The following is an 18,535-nucleotide window of genomic DNA, read 5'->3' as shown; positions in this document are numbered from 1 at the left end:
CATCAGCTCAAAAAAAATGGTTCTTGCAAACACCACTACAACCACGATTACCACCGGAACCATGAGTTGCGGTGCGGGCTGACGCATACACATAAAACAACAATAAGCCCGTATCCTACAAGATACGGGCTTTTTTTTGGACAGAAATCAGGAGAAAAACGTTAATGCGAGTATTGAAATTTGGCGGAACCTCAGTTGCGAATCACCAGCGGGTACTGAGTGTTGCAGATATCGCCGAAAATGAGTTATCCCTAGGGCAAGTTGCCTTAGTGCTTTCTGCACCAGCAAAAATCACAAACCATCTGGTGGCGATGATCGAAAAAACGGTTGCCGGGCAAGATATTGTTTCCAATATGAGTGATGCCAGCCAAATCTTTACTGATTTGCTGTCAGGATTGAAAGAACAACAACCCGGGTTTGATTATGAACGTCTGAAAGGACTAGTAGAACGTGAGTTAGCCAGCCTTAAACAGACTCTGCACGGCATTTCCTTGTTAAAACAATGCCCAGATAGCATTAATGCCTCCCTGATCTGTCGTGGCGAAAAATTGTCGATTGCCATCATGGAATCCGTACTACAGGCTCGTGGTCATAAAGTGACTGTCATTGATCCGGTCAAAAACCTTGTGGCACATGGGCATTGTCTCGAATCCACCGTCGATATCCATGAATCTACCAAACGCATTGCAGCACTCAACATTCCTGCTGACCACATTATCCTGATGGCGGGTTTCACTGCGGGCAATGAAAATGGCGAATTGGTCGTGTTGGGACGCAACGGTTCTGACTATTCAGCCGCAGTATTGGCGGCATGTCTGCGTGCGGATTGTTGTGAAATCTGGACGGATGTAGACGGTGTTTATACTTGTGATCCAAGGGCGGTGAAAGATGCACGCTTGCTGAAAAGCTTGTCATATCAGGAAGCGATGGAATTGTCTTATTTCGGTGCGAAAGTCCTTCATCCTCGCACCATCGCCCCGATTGCTCAGTTTCAAATTCCTTGCCTGATAAAAAATACTGCCAATCCCGATGCGCCAGGTACTTTTATTGGCGATGCACACATTAATGATGGGCAAAAAGAGCAGAATATGCCGATTAAAGGCATTACCAATCTGGATCACATGGCGATGTTCAACGTTTCCGGCCCGGGCATGAAAGGTATGGTCGGGATGGCGGCACGGATCTTTTCCGTCATGTCACGCAAGGGTATTTCCGTTGTATTAATCACGCAATCTTCGTCAGAGTACAGCATCAGCTTCTGTGTGCCACAAAAAGAATTGGCAAAAGCACAAAAGGCTCTGACAGAAGAATTTTATCTGGAGCTGAAAGATGGTGTGCTTGATCCCATCGACGTGATCGACAATCTTGCCATTATTTCTGTCGTTGGCGATGGTATGCGCACTCAGCCAGGAACGTCTGCCCGCTTTTTCTCCGCATTGACACGCGCCAATATCAACATCATTGCCATCGCGCAAGGCTCTTCTGAACGTTCCATTTCTGCCGTTATTGAAAACGATGCCGCGACCACGGCTGTTCGTCTTTGCCACCAAATGCTGTTTAACACCGCTCAGGTCGTCGAGGTTTTCGTTGTCGGTGTGGGGGGGGTAGGCAGTGCATTGATCGAGCAAATACGTCGTCAGCAAACCTGGCTCAAACAGAAACACATCGATCTGCGCGTCTGTGGTATTGCCAATTCCCGCGCTTTATTGACTGATGTGCAAGGCATCTGTCTGGATAACTGGCAGCAGGCACTCTCAGAAGCAACCGAACCTTTTAGCTTGAGTCGTCTGATCCGCCTCGAAAAAGAGTACCATCTCCTGAATCCTGTCATTGTCGACTGCACTTCCAATCAGTCGATTGCGGAACAGTATGCAAGTTTCCTCAGCGATGGCTTTAACGTTGTCACACCCAATAAAAAAGCCAATACCTTATCAATGGCTTATTATCGCCAAATCCGTCAGGCCGCCGAGAAATCGAAACGTAAGTTCTTGTATGACACTAACGTAGGGGCTGGATTACCGGTTATCGAAAACTTACAAAATCTGCTTAATGCCGGTGATGAATTAGTGCAATTCAGTGGCATCCTGTCGGGTTCTTTGTCCTATATTTTCGGTATGCTGGATGAAGGTATGACACTATCACAAGCGACCATGCTGGCCAAAGAAAAAGGCTTTACTGAACCCGATCCACGCGATGATCTCTCCGGCATGGATGTTGCTCGGAAGCTGCTGATTCTGGCACGTGAGGCAGGTTATGAACTGGAACTGGACGATATTCATGTCGACCCCGTTTTGCCTATATCGTTCGACGCCAGTGGCGATGTTGACAGTTTCCTGCAACGTTTACCACAACTGGATCAGGAATTTAGCCAACGTGCAAAACAAGCCGCAGAACAAGGAAAAGTATTACGTTATGTTGGCTTAATTGAGCAAGGCCGTTGTACAGTGAAAATTGTCTCTGTTGATGGCAACGATCCGCTTTATAAAGTCAAAAATGGCGAAAACGCTTTGGCTTTCTACACCCGTTATTATCAACCCATTCCGCTGGTATTACGTGGTTATGGTGCAGGAAATGATGTAACGGCAGCCGGCGTTTTTGCTGATATATTACGCACTCTGTCATGGAAATTGGGGGTTTAATGGTTATCAGGGTTTATGCGCCTGCCTCTATCGGGAACGTTGGCGTCGGATTTGATGTGCTTGGCGCAGCAGTTTCTCCCATTGATGGCTCATTACTTGGAGATTGTGTCTCTGTAAGTGAAGCTGATAGTTTCAGTTTGAATAATAAAGGACGATTTGTTGGCAAATTACCTGCCAATCCCAAACAGAATATCGTCTATCAATGCTGGCAGCTTTTTTGTCAACGACTGGGAAAAGACCTGCCCGTTACCATGACATTAGAGAAAAATATGCCGATCGGTTCGGGATTAGGCTCCAGTGCCTGCTCTGTCGTCGCTGGTTTAGTCGCATTGAATGAATATGCTGGCCGCCCATTTAACCAACACCAGTTGCTGGAGATGATGGGAGAATTAGAAGGACGTATTTCCGGTGGTGTTCATTATGATAATGTCGCTCCCTGCTATTTAGGCGGATTGCAATTGATATTATCTCAGGAAGATACCACCTGCCTGCCTGTTCCCACATTTGCGGATTGGCTATGGGTAATGGCTTATCCCGGCATCAAAGTATCAACAGCAGAAGCCCGTGCAATCCTGCCCAATCACTATCCCCGTGAGGACATCATTGAGCACGGACGTCACTTTGCTGGCTTTATCCATGCCTGCCATACCCAGCAATCAGGGTTAGCTGCCAAATTAATGCAAGACGTTGTGGCAGAACCTTATCGCACACAACTGTTACCCGGCTTTGCTCATGCACGTGATGCAGTCAAAACATTAGGGGCGCTGGCGTGCGGCATTTCCGGCTCCGGCCCGACACTGTTTGCAATTTGCCATGAAATGGCTGTAGCAGAAGAAGTTGCACAGTGGCTGCAACAACATTACGTACAGAATGATGAAGGCTTTGTACATATTTGCCGTCTGGATCTCGCAGGCGCACGACAGGTAAAGTAACCATGAAATTATATAACTTAAAAGATAACAGTGAGCAGGTCAGTTTTTCACAGGCGGTAAAACAAGGGTTAGGTAAACAGCAGGGCCTCTTTTTTCCGCAGGATTTGCCAGAATTCAGCCGTAATGAAATTGACGATTTATTGAAATTGGATTTTGTCAGCCGCAGCCAACGCATTCTCTCTGCTTTTATTGGCGATGAAATTCCCACAGAACAATTGGCAGGCCGCGTAAAAAACGCATTTGCCTTCCCTGCCCCTGTAGCAACTGTCGAAGATGACATCGCTTCACTGGAGCTTTATCACGGCCCGACACTGGCGTTCAAAGACTTTGGTGGCCGTTTTATGGCACAAATTCTTGCCCAAATTGCAGGAGAGCAGCCCGTCACGATTTTAACTGCAACATCCGGTGATACCGGCGCCGCAGTGGCCCATGCTTTCTATGGCTTGCATAACGTACAGGTGGTGATCCTTTATCCCGAAGGCAAGATCAGCCCATTGCAGGAAAAACTCTTTTGTACTCTGGGTGGCAATATTCATACAGTTGCTATCAAGGGGGATTTCGATGCTTGCCAGGCATTGGTCAAACAGGCTTTTGATGACGAAGAACTGAAACAGGCTTTACATCTCAACTCAGCTAATTCAATTAATATCAGCCGCCTACTGGCACAAATCTGTTATTACTTTGAAGCCGTTGCGCAGATCCCCGCAGAAAAACGTGAGCAATTGGTCATTTCCGTCCCAAGTGGTAATTTTGGTAATTTAACCGCCGGGTTGCTGGCAAAATCATTAGGACTACCGGTAAAACGTTTTATCGCGGCAACCAACGTCAATGATACCGTTCCTCGTTATTTAGCAGCAGGTAAGTGGCAGCCACATCAAACCATTCCGACGCTATCCAATGCTATGGATGTCAGCCAGCCCAATAACTGGCCACGTATTGAAGAATTGTTCAAACGCAAAGGCTGGGCACTGAGTGAACTGGCAAACGGGGTTGTAGATGACTCAACCACTCAAAGCACCATGCGCGAACTGGCGGCAAAAGGCTATATTTCCGAACCACATGCTGCCATCGCTTATCGTGTTTTGCGGGATCAATTACAAGACGGGGAATATGGCTTGTTCCTGGGCACTGCTCATCCAGCCAAATTTAAGGAAAGCGTCGAAGCCACTCTCGGCCAACCATTGTCCTTGCCACAAGCGTTATCTGAGCGCGCAGATCTGGACTTGTTATCCCACTTTATGCCCGCTGACTTCTCAACATTGCGTGAATTTTTGATGGAAAAAACATCGAAATAACATGGCAGTTATCACTCCGCCTATTTATAGGTGGAGTGATATCAGGTATTGAAAATTAATGCTGCTCAGAACGCTTAAATACCAACTCATCTCCTTTAGAGAGAGATTCATCAAAAGCGTATCCTTCCAGATCGAACGCCACCAGTTGTGCTGGATTGGTCAGTTGGTTCTGAATAATGAAACGGCTCATCAGGCCACGGGCTTTTTTAGCATAGAAACTAATGACCTTGTATTTGCCATTTTTTTCATCCAGAAAAACAGGCTTGATAACTCTGGCTGCCAGCTTTTTACTATTTACTGATTTAAAATACTCATCTGATGCCAGATTGACCAGAATCTCATCACCTTGCTGTTCCAGAGCCGCATTTAAATTTTCAGTAATGCGGTCGCCCCAAAACTGATACAGATCTTTACCACGTGGATTTTCCAGCTTAATACCCATTTCCAAACGATAAGGCTGCATCAAATCGAGAGGACGCAAAACGCCATACAGACCAGATAGAATTCTTAAATGTGTTTGAGCAAAATCAAAATCGTCAGCAGAAAAAGTTTCAGCCTGCATACCGGTATAAACATCACCTTTAAATGCCAAAATCGCCTGGCGAGCATTGTCTGGCGTGAAATGAGGCTGCCATTCACCAAAACGAGCAGCATTCAATCCTGCCAACTTATCACTAATCCTCATCAAACTGCCGATTTGCGCAGGCGTTAAAGTCCGGCAAATCTCGATCAATTGTTGGGCTTCCACCAATAACAGTGGTTGACTATATTTTTCTGTTGCGAGTGGGCTTGCATAATCAAGTGTTTTTGCCGGTGAAATGGTAATAAGCATTATTTTTTCCTAATAATCCAGACTTCCCTCACTTTAGCAAAAAAGACAAAAAGAGGAGAATCTTAGCGATAGAATTTTCCTACCTTACAGCCGCGCCTGACCATGTTATTATCACCAGATGGCGAGGCAATGTTGCCAAAGATTTTACGTATAACGATGAGATATTAAACATGACCGATAAACTGACTTCCCTGCGTAAACTGACAACAGTAGTAGCAGATACCGGGGATATCGCGGCGATGAAACTGTATCAGCCGCAAGATGCGACCACCAACCCTTCCCTGATTTTGAATGCAGCACAAATTCCAGAATATCGCCAACTGATCGATGAAGCTGTTGAATGGGCGCGTGGTCAAAGCGATTCCCGTGAACAACAACTTATTGATGCCAGCGATAAATTGGCTATCAACATTGGCCTGGAAATTCTGAAACTGATCCCTGGCCGTATCTCCACTGAAGTTGATGCACGCCTGTCTTATGACACCGAAGCAAGCGTAGCGAAAGCAAAACGTTTGATCAAGCTGTACAACGAAGCAGGTATCAGCAACGATCGCATTCTGATCAAACTGGCTTCCACCTGGCAAGGTATCCGTGCTGCGGAACAACTGGAAAAAGAAGGCATCAACTGTAACCTGACGCTGTTGTTCTCCTTTGCCCAGGCACGTGCTTGTGCTGAAGCGGGTGTCTACCTGATTTCTCCATTTGTTGGCCGTATCCTTGACTGGTATAAAGCAAATAGTGGTCAGAAAGAATTCGCACCGCATGAAGATCCAGGCGTGATTTCCGTTACTGAAATTTATCAGTACTACAAAGAACACGGTTACAACACAGTTGTTATGGGTGCAAGTTTCCGTAACGCGGGTGAAATTCTGGAACTGGCAGGCTGTGATCGCCTGACAATCTCTCCAGCACTGCTGAAAGAGCTGTCAGAAACAGCGGGTGAAGTTGAACGTAAATTGGGTTATGAAGGCGAAATCAAAGAGCGCCCAGCACCAATGACTGAAGCTGAGTTCTACTGGAACCACCACCAGGATGCAATGGCAACGGAAAAACTGGCAGAAGGTATCCGTAAGTTTGCAGTAGACCAAGGCAAACTTGAAAGCATGATCGCTGACTTGCTGTAATTTCAAGCGATACGCTATTTTTTCTTGCACAAAGGCGACAAAATAGGTCGCCTTTTGTTTATTTCACGTTACCGCCAATAAATTTTATTATTTTTCCTATTATTATAATTAATTGAGGTTTGTATGAATGTATTGCGCATTGGCCTCGTGTCTGTTTCCGATCGTGCTTCAAACGGCGTTTATCAGGATAAAGGGCTGCCCGCACTGGAAACATGGCTGAAAAAAGCGATTACCACACCTTTTAGCGTAGAAACCCGCCTTATTCCTGATGAGCAAATCCTGATTGAACAAACATTGTGTGAATTGGTCGATGAACTGGGCTGCCATTTGGTGCTCACCACGGGAGGAACAGGGCCTGCGCGTCGTGATGTCACGCCAGATGCAACGTTGGCAATTGCGGATCGTGAAATGCCAGGATTTGGGGAACAGATGCGTCAAATCAGCCTTCAATTTGTGCCAACCGCCATCCTGTCCCGACAAGTCGGCGTGATCCGCAATCAAGCGCTGATTCTCAACCTTCCCGGACAACCGAAAGCCATCGCAGAAACACTGGAAGGATTAAAAGACGAAAATGGCAAGGTGTTGGTAGCGGGAATTTTTGCCAGTGTTCCCTATTGCATCCAATTGCTGGATGGTCCCTATGTGGAAACGGATGAAAACGTTGTTGCCGCGTTCAGGCCGAAAAGTGCACGTCGTTAAAAGTCCATACCATAAAGGTTCTGAACAGGCTCAGAACCTTATGGATAAAAAAATAGAATTACTCACCCAAACTACTACCATTGGTTTCAATCACCCGCTTATACCAATAAAAACTCTTCTTACGACGCCGCTCCAATGAACCGGTTCCCTGTTCATTCTGGTCAACATAGATATAACCGTAGCGTTTGCTTATCTCACCTTTTGAAGCACTGACCAAATCAATAGGCCCCCAACTGGTATATCCCATAATATCCACACCATCTTCAATCGCTTCTCTGACCTGGATAAGATGATCGCTAAGGTATTGAATACGATAATCATCCCGAATACTGCTATCCGCTTCCGGTGTATCTTTCGCACCCAAGCCATTCTCAACGATAAACAAAGGTTTCTGATAGCGATCCCATAACAAATTCAATATCGTGCGTAACCCAAGGGGATCTATCTGCCAACCCCATTCTGAACTGGGTAAATAAGGATTAGCCACCATATGCAGAATATTACCCTGCTGTTTCTGGTATTCCGCTTCATCTGCGGTCATACAGCCGCTCATGTAATAACTAAATGAGATAAAATCGACCGTATTTTTCAGATCATGCTTATCTTGCTCTGTAATTGTCAGTTCAATGCCATTCTCGCGAAAATAACGCAACATATAGCCAGGATAATTCCCACGGCTTTGGACATCGCCAAAAAATAACCACTTTTGATTTTTCTGAAGCGTTGCCAATACATCTTCGGGTTTACAGGTTAATGGATACATCAAACCACCCAGCAACATATTACCAATCTGGGCATCAGGAATGATCTCTCGGCACAATTTCACTGCTCTGGCGCTGGCAACCAATTGATGGTGAATAGCTTGATAGATCTCTGATTGAGTGCTGTTTCTCGATAATCCAACACCTGTCAGCGGTTCATGCAGCGACATATTGATTTCATTAAATGTCAGCCATAACTTCACCTTACTCTGGTAGCGATTAAATACCGTGCGCGCATAGTGTTCAAAAAAGGCGATCAATCTGCGATCTCCCCACCCGCCATATTTTTTGACTAGCGTCCACGGCATTTCATAGTGAGATAATGTGATCAAAGGTTGGATGCCATATTTGGCCATTTCGTCGAACAACTGGTCATAAAATGCCAGGCCCGCTTCATTGGGTTGCTTTTCATCGCCATGAGGAAAAACCCGGCTCCAGGCAATCGAGGTACGTAAGCATTTAAATCCCATTTCTGCAAACAGGGCGATATCTTCGGGGTAACGGTGATAGAAATCGATAGCAATATCTTTGAGATATCGCGTTTCATCCGCAGGATCACGTTCAACAACGGGGCCAGTAATCCCTTGTGGCAAAACATCTGAAGTGGAAAAACCTTTTCCATCCGTCAAATAAGCACCTTCAACTTGATTGGCAGCAATCGCGCCTCCCCATAAAAAATGCGTTGGAAACTGTTTCATGCAAACCCTCCTCTCATGGATATTTAAGGCTTATGTAGGAATTCAGATTGGTTTTTATCGGTGTTGTTTTCTGTAGGTGAACTGGTAACAGCAGGCAGGCCAAATAACCACGTCAAAATGGTCGCGATAATAAACGCTAGCAATGTGCCAATTATTGCGCCCCATACGGTATTATCGATTCCTGATGGCGGGATCATTTGAGTAAAAGTAAAAATATTGCTTAGTCCTATTGAATAAACAGCACTTTGGTAATAACCAACCACAGAGCCACCAATCGCACCAGCAATACAACCAAAGATAAACGGCCGACGGTAAGGCAGGGTAACCCCATAAACCGCAGGCTCAGTGATACCAAAGATACCAGCGGTAACAGCAGAGCCAGACAACATTTTTAATTTAGCATCGCGGGTACGCAAGAAAACGCCCAATGCAGCCCCCGTTTGCCCTATTACGGCCGGTAACAACAAGGGGGTTAACGTATCATGCCCCAAAACCGTTAAGTTGTTGAACATGATTGGTACTAATCCCCAATGCAGCCCAAAAATGACACAAACTTGCCAGATTGCTCCCATAATTGCCCCTGCCAGAGCCGGTGCAAACTCATATACTGCCTGATAACCATAAGCCAATGAATAGCTTAGCGATGTCGCCACTGGCCCAATGACAATAAAGACGAGTGGAACAATCAATATCAGGCAGACAAGGGGAGTAATGAAGGTTTTAATGGTGACGGGCAGGCGTGAATCCAATTTTTTCTCTATTTTACAGCTTATCCAGGAGGCAAAAATAATTGGGATCACAGAAGAGCTATAATTCAAAAATGAGAGTGGGATACCCATAAAGTATTCAGTTGTGCTGCCAGCAACTATAGATGCCTCGAAAGCAGAGATAATCATGGGATGTACCAAGGCTCCGCCAATTCCCATTGTAATAAATGGATTGCCCCCAAACTTTTTACCTGCGGTATAGCCAAGTAATAAAGGGAAAAAATAAAACAGCGAGTCACTGGCAGCATACCAGATACGATAAGTACCGCTGTCAGGTGTTAGCCAATGAAATGCAATGGTAACGGCAAGCAAGCCTTTTAAGATCCCGGAAGCTGCCATTACCCCCAAAAATGGGGTAAAGATACCCGAAATAATATCGATAAAATGGTTAAATAAGTTATCGTGCTTGCCAGTTGGATTTGGCATTGCAGGTGTTTCATCAGAAGGTGCTAACACTTGTTGGATAACCTGATATACCTCTTTGACTTGATTACCAATCACAACCTGAAATTGTCCACCACTTTCGACAACCGTAATGATATCAGGATGGGCTTTTAGTTTATTGATATCGGCGAGTGAGCGATCCCATAGTTTAAAACGCAGCCGAGTCGCACAATGAACGAGACTGACAATATTTGCTTTACCACCAACACCCACAATGATTTCCTGGGCCAGTATCTGGTATTTCATGCCACTTCCCTCATTTTCCGCACTGCCTGTGCTTTAAAAAAGATAGTATGCGTGTGATTTTATTCGACATGGAAGTGACATAACATGTGGGTTGGATTCTTTTTAAAATTTGTAGAATAAATACCTTTTAATATAGCATAAGTTTTATTTTCATCTATTTTGAGTCTGGTCAGAACATTGAAAATAAACACCTCAGAACCCATTTTATAACTATAAATCGGTAACTTATGTCACAACATCACAATCGTCCATTAAATAAACAAGATTATAAAACGCTGTCCTTAGCGGCTTTAGGTGGCGCTCTGGAATTTTACGACTTCATTATCTTTATCTTTTTTGCTGTTGCACTTGGAGAACTCTTTTTCCCCGCTGATATACCTGAATGGCTCAGACAACTACAGACATTCGGTATTTTTGCGGCGGGTTATCTGGTTCGGCCTTTAGGTGGGATCATCATGGCCCATTTTGGTGATCTCATTGGGCGTAAGAAAATGTTTTCACTCAGCATATTGTTGATGGCTTTACCAACACTGGCTATCGGCATGTTACCCACCTATGACGTCATAGGCATGGCTGCCCCTGTCCTGCTGCTACTGATGCGGATTATGCAAGGAGCCGCAATTGGCGGAGAAGTGCCCGGAGCCTGGGTTTTTGTGGCAGAACATGTTCCCCATAAACGCATTGGATTTGCCTGTGGTGTTTTAACGGCAGGATTGAGTTTGGGGATTTTATTTGGTTCTCTCGTCGCAACCATTATTACTTCGATTTATTCCAGACAAGAAGTCCTGGATTGGGCATGGCGTCTGCCATTTTTCTTAGGCGGTATTTTCGGTTTATGCGCTATGTATCTGCGCCGCTGGCTGCATGAAACCCCTGTCTTCAAGGAAATGCAGGAACGCAAAGCGTTAGCAGAAGAGCTGCCACTAAAGACGGTTGTTTTTAATTACAAGCGCGCCACCTCTATTTCCATGCTGCTTACATGGCTCCTTTCTGCTGGCATTGTCGTTGTTATCTTGATGACACCAACCTATATGCAGACAGTATTTAATCTTGAACAATCACTGACTTTGAAAGCAAACAGTCTGGCGATTATCTCATTAGCGATTGGCTGTATCTTTGCCGGATACTTATGTGATAAATGGGGAGCCGGTATCGTGCTGATTATAGGTTGCATTCTATTGGCTGCCACAACATGGTTTTTCTACCACAATATCAGCCATGAACCGCTCAAACTATTTAGTACTTATTCCCTCACTGGTCTGACTGTCGGTGTGATTGGCGCTACTCCTTTTGTTATGGTGAAAAGCTATCCGCCAGAAGTCAGGTTTAGTGGCATTTCATTTGCGTATAATTTGGCTTATGCCATTTTTGGGGGACTGACACCAATCTTCGTCACCTTATTGCTGACATATACCGCGCTGGCACCTGCTTATTACATGATGACCTTATCGGTAGTTGGTCTTTTATTGGGGGTTTACTTGCGGAAAAAATCTAACTGAAAACAGGTGGGAAATTAAAGGATAATCAAATACAGGATGAGCATAACTCACTCATCCTGTCTAAAAACGGTTAAGCGTGTTTCACTTCACCAATTGGCAGAATAGTACGGCCATATTGTTCATTCAGAACTTCAGCCATTGCCAGATAGAAAGCACTCGCACCGCAGATAACACCTTCAAAACCTGCAAAGGTCAAAATGCTGGCATTGCCGGTGATATTGCCAATTGCCAGCAATGCAAACAGCAGCGTCAGGCTGGCAAATACAAATTGCAGGACACGGTTAGCTTTCAACGTACCAAAGAACATAAACAGGGTGAATATTCCCCACAAGGCGAGATAAACGCCAAGGAACTCATGACTGGTTGCTTCAGCCAGCCCCATCTTTGGCAGAAACAGCAAAGCGATCAGGCTCAGCCAGAACAAGCCGTAAGAGGTAAATGCGGTTGCCGCAAACGTATTTCCTTTTTTGTACTCAAAGATACCTGCCAGTACCTGAGCCAAACCACCGTAAAAAATTCCCATGCTCAAAATTGCTGATGCCAATGGGAAAAAACCTGCATTGTGCAGATTCAACAAAATGGTTGTCATGCCAAAACCCATTAAACCCAATGGGCCTGGGTTCGCTAACTGATTAGAATGCATATTTCCCCTAGAAAACACAAATAAAACAAAATATTGAAAAAGTTATCGTGGCACTTTCCTGCACCAAGAAACCATAAAAGGCGGCGAATCATAATGTGATGACATCAACTACACAATGGCCTGCGAAAAATTTTTTTATTAAATCTCAATTTTTTTTCAATTCTCCCCTTGATGATGAGATGAATGACCCCATCTAAGTCTCAACTACAGTTACTACTGAATATTTCGGCATTAGCTGGAAAATAAAATGAGGAATTTCTGGCGAACAGCGCCATTGAAAAGCAAACATTCGTCCTCATATAGCTTAGTAACTTGACCGAATATATGAATTCTTTGTGGAGGCGTTTAGATGGGTAAAATCATTGGTATCGACTTGGGAACTACCAACTCTTGTGTAGCAATTATGGACGGCACAACCACTCGTGTGCTTGAAAACAGCGAGGGTGACCGTACCACACCTTCTATCATCGCATATACTCAGGATGGTGAAACTCTGGTTGGTCAACCAGCTAAACGTCAGGCTGTTACTAACCCGCAAAACACGTTGTTCGCCATTAAGCGTTTGATTGGTCGTCGTTTCCAAGACGAAGAAGTGCAGCGTGACGTCTCTATCATGCCATACAAAATCATGGCAGCGGATAACGGCGATGCATGGCTGGAAGTAAAAGGCCAAAAAATGGCACCACCTCAGGTTTCTGCTGAAGTTCTGAAGAAGATGAAGAAAACAGCGGAAGACTATCTGGGTGAACCAGTAACAGAAGCTGTTATCACTGTTCCTGCATACTTCAACGATGCACAGCGTCAGGCAACTAAAGATGCTGGCCGTATCGCAGGTCTGGAAGTTAAGCGTATCATCAACGAACCAACCGCGGCTGCACTGGCTTACGGCCTGGATAAAGAAATCGGCAACCGCACCATCGCAGTTTATGACTTGGGTGGTGGTACTTTCGATATCTCTATCATCGAAATCGATGAAGTTGATGGCGAAAAAACGTATGAAGTTCTGGCAACCAATGGTGATACCCACTTGGGTGGTGAAGACTTCGACAGCCGCATGATCAACTATCTGGTTGACGAGTTTAAGAAAGAACAAGGCATCGACCTGCGTAATGACCCACTGGCAATGCAGCGTCTGAAAGAAGCGGCAGAAAAAGCGAAAATCGAACTTTCTTCTGCACAGCAGACTGATGTAAACCTGCCATACATCACAGCCGATGCGACCGGTCCTAAGCACATGAACATTAAAGTGACTCGTGCAAAACTGGAATCTCTGGTTGAAGACCTGGTTAAACGTTCAATCGAGCCTCTGAAAGTCGCACTGAATGACGCCGGTCTGTCTGTATCTGACGTCCACGATGTGATTCTGGTTGGTGGTCAGACTCGTATGCCAATGGTGCAGAAAGCCGTTGCAGATTTCTTCGGCAAAGAGCCACGTAAAGATGTGAACCCAGACGAAGCAGTAGCAATGGGTGCAGCGGTTCAGGGCGGTGTACTGGCTGGCGACGTGAAAGACGTTCTGCTGCTGGACGTCACACCACTGTCTCTGGGTATTGAAACCATGGGCGGCGTGATGACTTCCCTGATTTCCAAGAACACCACTATTCCAACTAAACATAGCCAGGTGTTCTCTACAGCGGAAGATAACCAATCTGCGGTAACGATCCACGTAATACAGGGTGAGCGTAAACGTGCCAGCGATAACAAATCTCTGGGCCAGTTCAACCTGGATGGCATTCAACCAGCAATGCGCGGTACTCCGCAGATTGAAGTGACTTTCGATATCGATGCTGACGGCATCCTGCATGTTTCTGCGAAAGATAAAAACACAGGTCGTGAGCAAAACATCACCATCAAAGCCTCTTCTGGTCTGAACGAAGAAGAAATCCAACAGATGGTACGTGACGCAGAAGCAAACGCAGAAGCTGACCGTAAGTTTGAAGAGCTGGTTCAGATCCGTAACCAAGCTGACCAACTGATCCACGGCACTCGTAAGCAAGTTGAAGAAGCGGGTGACAAACTGGCAGCAGACGATAAAGCAGCTATCGAGAAAGCAACTTCTGAGCTGGAGACTGCGGCAAAAGGCGAAGATAAAGCTGAAATTGAAGCGAAGATCCAAGCTCTGGTTGAAGCATCCCAGAAACTACTGGAAATTGCCCAACAGCAAGCCCAAGCTGGTGCTGCAGATGCAGGCGCAAATAACGCGAAGAAAGACGACGACGTTGTAGACGCTGAATTCGAAGAAGTTAAAGACAAAAAATAATAGCCCTTAGCGGGCAAAGTAACAGGGCGCCTGTTACTTGTTAACTGGCACGGGCGTTGAGGTAACTCCACGCCCGTGTGTGCGTGTTAAGGGTAAACAATACGATGGCAAAAAAAGATTATTACGAAGTTTTGGGTGTTTCCAAAACCGCAGATGAAAAAGAGATCAAAAAAGCCTATAAACGGCTGGCAATGAAATATCACCCTGACCGTAACCAAGGTGATAAAGAATCAGAAAGTAAATTCAAAGAAATTAAAGCAGCGTATGAGATCCTGACAGATCCTCAAAAACGTGCTGCTTATGACCAATATGGTCATGCTGCCTTTGAACAAGGTGGCATGGGCGGCGCAGGTGGTTTCGGTAATGGAGCTGACTTTAGCGATATCTTTGGTGACGTTTTCGGCGATATTTTCGGTGGTGGCCGTCGTCAGCAGCGTCCTAGCCGTGGATCAGACCTGCGTTACAGCATGGAATTAACCCTGGAAGAAGCTGTCCGTGGTGTGACCAAAGAGATCCGCATTCCAACTCTGGAATCTTGCGATACCTGCCATGGCAGTGGGGCCAAAGCGGGTACCAGCCCAGAAACGTGTCCAACCTGTCATGGGGCTGGTCAGGTACAAATGCGTCAAGGATTTTTCGCAGTTCAACAACCTTGTCCGCAGTGTCATGGCCGCGGAAAAATCATCAAAGAGCCTTGCGGTAAATGTCATGGGCATGGCCGCGTTGAAAAATACAAGACACTGTCCGTTAAAATTCCAGCGGGCGTCGATACCGGCGATCGCATTCGCTTGAGTGGTGAAGGTGAAGCAGGTGAACACGGCGCACCATCCGGCGATTTATACGTTCAGGTTCAAGTCAAGGCTCACCATATCTTCGAGCGTGATGGCAGCAACCTCTATTGTGAAGTGCCGATCAACTTCGCAACGGCAGCATTGGGTGGCGAAATTGAAGTTCCAACCCTTGATGGTCGTGTCAGCCTGAAAATTCCTGCGGAAACCCAGACTGGCAAGCTGTTCCGTATGAAAGGTAAAGGTGTTAAATCCGTCCGTGGCGGTGTCCAAGGCGACTTGCTGTGCCGTGTCGTAGTAGAAACACCGGTTAAGCTGAATGAAGAACAAAAAGAGCTGATGCGCAAATTAGGCGAATCTTTTGGCGGGAAAAGCGGTGAAACCAATAGTCCTCGCTCCAAAAGTTTCCTTGATGGCGTGAAGAAATTTTTTGATGATCTGACCAAGTAATTTAGATCTCTCATAAATCCCGCCTGACTATTTTTCTAATGTATTGGCGGGATTTCTAATTTATTAAGCCACCTTCAATTTTAACGGGAAGTTACCCCAGCTTCGTAACAATCACCCCAGCCACAATCACAATACAAGCCAATAAACGCATTTTGCTAAACGGCTCTCGCAAGATAACAACAGACAATAACATCGCAAATAACACGCTAGTTTCACGTAATGCCGCAACCAGCACGATGGGAGCATGACTCATCGCCCAAATCACGATGCCATAACTGAGTAATTGCATCAGCCCGCCCAATACCCCTTGTTTCCAATATTGATGAAGCTTCCTTCCGGCCGTATTCCAATACCTGAAATACATCATCACACCCATGATCCAACCATTAATAGCAAACAGCCATAAGATATAAGCCAAGGTATTATCGCCAGCTCTGGAGCCAGCGCCATCGGACAAAGTATAACCGGCGGTAAATGCTGATGTTGTGATTGCCGCAAGTAACGTTTTACGATCCAGATGAAGAGCATTTTTCCCATGTGGAAAAGCAATTAACATAATCCCCACGATAATAAGCGCCACTCCCAGCATGGCTAGAGGCGGTAACATTTCCTGCAAAATTATCCAACTCAATAACGCGGTAATGAGTGGTGCACAACCTCTGGCAATGGGATATACCTGCCCCAAATCTCCCGTCGCATAAGAGCGACTTAAAAACAGACAATAAGCCGTATGTAAAACAGCAGATAAGATTAACCACGGCACAGAAGGTAATGACGGTAATCCAACCCAAAACAGCCCTAATGTGGCAATAATTCCGGCAAAAAAGACAATAATTGAAATGCCCAGGAACCGATCAGCGCTAATCTTAACTAAGGCATTCCAACTGGCATGTAACAAAGCAGCGCCAAGAACAAACAGGAAAAGTAATGTTGTCATGGAGTATCTTACTCATCTCGTTATTACAAATAATGATTAAAATTTCTTCTTCTATACAGTGTAATTTATCAAAATTTTAAAAAATATTATTTCAATATGTTACAATTCGAATATCACGATCAATATTGCACAAATAATCTACTTTTTCCGATGTCATGACTATAATAACATGCGTAACCTTGAGTAATTTCATAGGTTAATTTATCCATGACTGCAATCATTCGCCAATTTTTGAAATTAGAGGCCGCAGGGGGGATCCTTCTCATTATCGCGGCCATCATTGCGCTGGTTATGGCGAATACGCCATTGCAGGGTATCTATCATCACTTTCTCAATCTTCCTGTTGCAGTACAATTTGCAGCGCTGGAAATCAACAAGCCATTATTACTATGGATAAATGATGGATTAATGGCGGTCTTTTTTCTCATTGTCGGGCTGGAAGTGAAACGAGAACTCATGGAAGGCTCACTTGCAGGCCGTGATAAAGCCATTTTCCCAGCCATTGCAGCATTAGGAGGAATGTTGGCGCCGGCATTGATCTATCTGCTGTTTAATGGCAGTGACGAGATCACCCAACAAGGTTGGGCAATTCCCTGCGCAACAGATATCGCTTTTGCATTAGGGGTCATGGCGTTGCTGGGGAAACGCGTTCCCACCGCATTGAAAGTATTTTTGCTTGCGTTGGCGATTATTGATGATTTAGGTGTAATCATCATTATCGCACTGTTCTATACCAAAACAGTCTCTCTGACTGCATTAGGCTTGGCTACCGCCATGATTGGACTACTGGCCTGGATGAATTGGAAAGGGATCGCTAAAACATCCGCTTATCTGATTGTTGGTGCTGTTTTATGGGTGTGTATCTTGAAATCAGGTATTCATGCTACATTGGCTGGCGTTATTGTCGGGTTTCTGATCCCCCTTCGAAATAAAAAAGGCGAGTCACCTTCTGAAACTTTGGAGCATGAACTGCATTCATGGGTTGCTTATTTCATTCTGCCACTGTTTGCTTTTGCCAATGCCGGCGTTTCATTACAAGGCGTCACATTAGGTGGCTTAACCAGTATATTGCCTATAGGCATTGCCCTTGGCCTGTTTATTGGCAAGCCATTAGGTATTTTCCTGTTTAGCTGGATTGCGGTAAAACTGGGAATTGCTAAATTGCCGGAAAAAATTGGCATGAGACAAATCTTCGCTGTTTCCGTACTGTGTGGGATCGGTTTTACCATGTCTATTTTTATCTCAGGTCTGGCATTTGAAGGTCTCAATGACACTTTCAGCACATATTCCCGCTTAAGTATATTGATAGGTTCTACCACCGCAGCGGTTGTTGGTTATGGATTACTAGCCATACTGTTACCGAAGAAAAAGACGTAGTCAAAAACAGATGAATAGACTAATTTAAGCACAGATATAGAAAGAATTTCCGAGGTAACACATTCTCTTAATATTCGCGGCAAAGCGTTTATAACTGTGATGCCGCGAATATTTTTATTGTCATAGAAAATAGCAATAGAAAAA

The 18,535-nt window shown here is 45.1% G+C and carries 13 protein-coding genes, 1 pseudogene and 1 other annotated feature; of the genes and pseudogenes, 9 read left to right on the top strand and 5 right to left on the bottom strand.

Going from position 1 to position 18,535, the window contains the following annotated elements:
- The first annotated feature begins 19 nt into the window (after window positions 1–19).
- Window positions 20–139 (top strand) — a sequence feature (Thr leader region).
- 25 nt (window positions 140–164) lie between these two features.
- Genes thrA through thrC form a run of 3 tightly spaced genes read left to right on the top strand, consistent with a single transcriptional unit; the run spans window position 165 to window position 4,866 of the window.
- On the top strand, window positions 165–2,639 hold the full coding sequence (gene thrA, locus IQ211_RS03740; RefSeq protein ID WP_189758327.1) for a bifunctional aspartate kinase/homoserine dehydrogenase I: 2,475 nt from the start codon (window positions 165–167) through the stop codon (window positions 2,637–2,639).
- Window positions 2,621–3,571, top strand: coding sequence for a homoserine kinase (gene thrB / locus IQ211_RS03735; RefSeq protein ID WP_189758326.1), 951 nt, complete (start codon window positions 2,621–2,623; stop codon window positions 3,569–3,571). Before thrA ends, thrB begins: the two co-directional genes overlap by 19 nt.
- Window positions 3,572–3,573: 2 nt before the next feature.
- Window positions 3,574–4,866, top strand: a complete 1,293-nt coding sequence (thrC, locus tag IQ211_RS03730; protein WP_189758325.1) for a threonine synthase — start codon at window positions 3,574–3,576, stop codon at window positions 4,864–4,866.
- Between the two features lie 55 nt (window positions 4,867–4,921).
- Here thrC and yaaA read toward each other — a convergent pair whose 3' ends face one another.
- Window positions 4,922–5,698 (bottom strand): peroxide stress protein YaaA, encoded by a 777-nt coding sequence (gene yaaA / locus IQ211_RS03725; protein WP_189758324.1) that lies wholly within the window; start codon window positions 5,696–5,698, stop codon window positions 4,922–4,924.
- Window positions 5,699–5,868: 170 nt separating this feature from the next.
- Here yaaA and tal point away from each other — a divergent pair, with 170 nt between their 5' ends.
- Window positions 5,869–6,822, top strand: coding sequence for a transaldolase (tal, locus tag IQ211_RS03720; protein ID WP_189758323.1), 954 nt, complete (start codon window positions 5,869–5,871; stop codon window positions 6,820–6,822).
- A 123-nt stretch (window positions 6,823–6,945) separates the two neighbouring features.
- Entirely contained in the window at window positions 6,946–7,521 is a 576-nt protein-coding gene (gene mog / locus IQ211_RS03715) for a molybdopterin adenylyltransferase (protein WP_189758322.1), read from the top strand.
- 58 nt (window positions 7,522–7,579) lie between these two features.
- On the opposite strand, the gene IQ211_RS03710 is transcribed toward mog, so the two are convergent.
- Both IQ211_RS03710 and IQ211_RS03705 read right to left on the bottom strand, forming a co-directional pair.
- Window positions 7,580–8,980 (bottom strand): glycoside hydrolase family 1 protein, encoded by a 1,401-nt coding sequence (locus IQ211_RS03710; RefSeq protein WP_189758321.1) that lies wholly within the window; start codon window positions 8,978–8,980, stop codon window positions 7,580–7,582.
- A 71-nt stretch (window positions 8,981–9,051) separates the two neighbouring features.
- Window positions 9,052–10,437 (bottom strand): annotated as a pseudogene (locus IQ211_RS03705) (PTS transporter subunit EIIC); the annotation flags it as partial.
- A 227-nt stretch (window positions 10,438–10,664) separates the two neighbouring features.
- On the opposite strand from IQ211_RS03705, the gene IQ211_RS03700 reads away from it, so the two are divergent.
- A complete protein-coding gene (locus IQ211_RS03700; RefSeq protein ID WP_189758319.1) occupies window positions 10,665–11,936 on the top strand; it encodes an MFS transporter in 1,272 nt (423 codons plus the stop codon).
- A gap of 70 nt (window positions 11,937–12,006) precedes the next feature.
- Here the strand turns inward: IQ211_RS03700 and satP are convergent, their stop codons facing one another.
- A complete protein-coding gene (gene satP, locus IQ211_RS03695) occupies window positions 12,007–12,579 on the bottom strand; it encodes an acetate uptake transporter (protein WP_189758318.1) in 573 nt (190 codons plus the stop codon).
- 349 nt (window positions 12,580–12,928) lie between these two features.
- Between satP and dnaK the strand changes: the two genes are divergently transcribed.
- Both dnaK and dnaJ read left to right on the top strand, forming a co-directional pair.
- Entirely contained in the window at window positions 12,929–14,839 is a 1,911-nt protein-coding gene (dnaK, locus tag IQ211_RS03690) for a molecular chaperone DnaK (protein ID WP_189758317.1), read from the top strand.
- A gap of 104 nt (window positions 14,840–14,943) precedes the next feature.
- Window positions 14,944–16,077 (top strand): molecular chaperone DnaJ, encoded by a 1,134-nt coding sequence (dnaJ, locus tag IQ211_RS03685; protein ID WP_189758316.1) that lies wholly within the window; start codon window positions 14,944–14,946, stop codon window positions 16,075–16,077.
- 91 nt (window positions 16,078–16,168) lie between these two features.
- On the opposite strand, the gene IQ211_RS03680 is transcribed toward dnaJ, so the two are convergent.
- Window positions 16,169–17,014, bottom strand: coding sequence for a DMT family transporter (locus IQ211_RS03680; RefSeq protein WP_189758315.1), 846 nt, complete (start codon window positions 17,012–17,014; stop codon window positions 16,169–16,171).
- 207 nt (window positions 17,015–17,221) lie between these two features.
- On the opposite strand from IQ211_RS03680, the gene nhaA reads away from it, so the two are divergent.
- Window positions 17,222–18,391, top strand: coding sequence for a Na+/H+ antiporter NhaA (nhaA, locus tag IQ211_RS03675; protein WP_189758314.1), 1,170 nt, complete (start codon window positions 17,222–17,224; stop codon window positions 18,389–18,391).
- The last annotated feature ends 144 nt before the right edge of the window (window positions 18,392–18,535 follow it).

This window comes from Xenorhabdus griffiniae (genome assembly GCF_015163655.1).
Classification (GTDB): Bacteria; Pseudomonadota; Gammaproteobacteria; order Enterobacterales; family Enterobacteriaceae; genus Xenorhabdus; species Xenorhabdus griffiniae.
This window is presented reverse-complemented; position numbering and strand designations above follow the sequence as displayed.

Excerpts from the sequence above, each read along its gene's own strand:
- dnaJ (WP_189758316.1), top strand. The coding sequence starts at position 14,944 with ATGGCAAAAAAAGATTATTACGAAGTTTTGGGTGTTTCCAAAACCGCA.
- dnaK (WP_189758317.1), top strand. The coding sequence starts at position 12,929 with ATGGGTAAAATCATTGGTATCGACTTGGGAACTACCAACTCTTGTGTA.
- satP (WP_189758318.1), bottom strand. The coding sequence starts at position 12,579 with ATGCATTCTAATCAGTTAGCGAACCCAGGCCCATTGGGTTTAATGGGT.
- IQ211_RS03680 (WP_189758315.1), bottom strand. The coding sequence starts at position 17,014 with ATGACAACATTACTTTTCCTGTTTGTTCTTGGCGCTGCTTTGTTACAT.
- yaaA (WP_189758324.1), bottom strand. The coding sequence starts at position 5,698 with ATGCTTATTACCATTTCACCGGCAAAAACACTTGATTATGCAAGCCCA.
- tal (WP_189758323.1), top strand. The coding sequence starts at position 5,869 with ATGACCGATAAACTGACTTCCCTGCGTAAACTGACAACAGTAGTAGCA.
- mog (WP_189758322.1), top strand. The coding sequence starts at position 6,946 with ATGAATGTATTGCGCATTGGCCTCGTGTCTGTTTCCGATCGTGCTTCA.
- thrC (WP_189758325.1), top strand. The coding sequence starts at position 3,574 with ATGAAATTATATAACTTAAAAGATAACAGTGAGCAGGTCAGTTTTTCA.
- thrB (WP_189758326.1), top strand. The coding sequence starts at position 2,621 with ATGGAAATTGGGGGTTTAATGGTTATCAGGGTTTATGCGCCTGCCTCT.
- IQ211_RS03700 (WP_189758319.1), top strand. The coding sequence starts at position 10,665 with ATGTCACAACATCACAATCGTCCATTAAATAAACAAGATTATAAAACG.
- nhaA (WP_189758314.1), top strand. The coding sequence starts at position 17,222 with ATGACTGCAATCATTCGCCAATTTTTGAAATTAGAGGCCGCAGGGGGG.
- thrA (WP_189758327.1), top strand. The coding sequence starts at position 165 with ATGCGAGTATTGAAATTTGGCGGAACCTCAGTTGCGAATCACCAGCGG.
- IQ211_RS03710 (WP_189758321.1), bottom strand. The coding sequence starts at position 8,980 with ATGAAACAGTTTCCAACGCATTTTTTATGGGGAGGCGCGATTGCTGCC.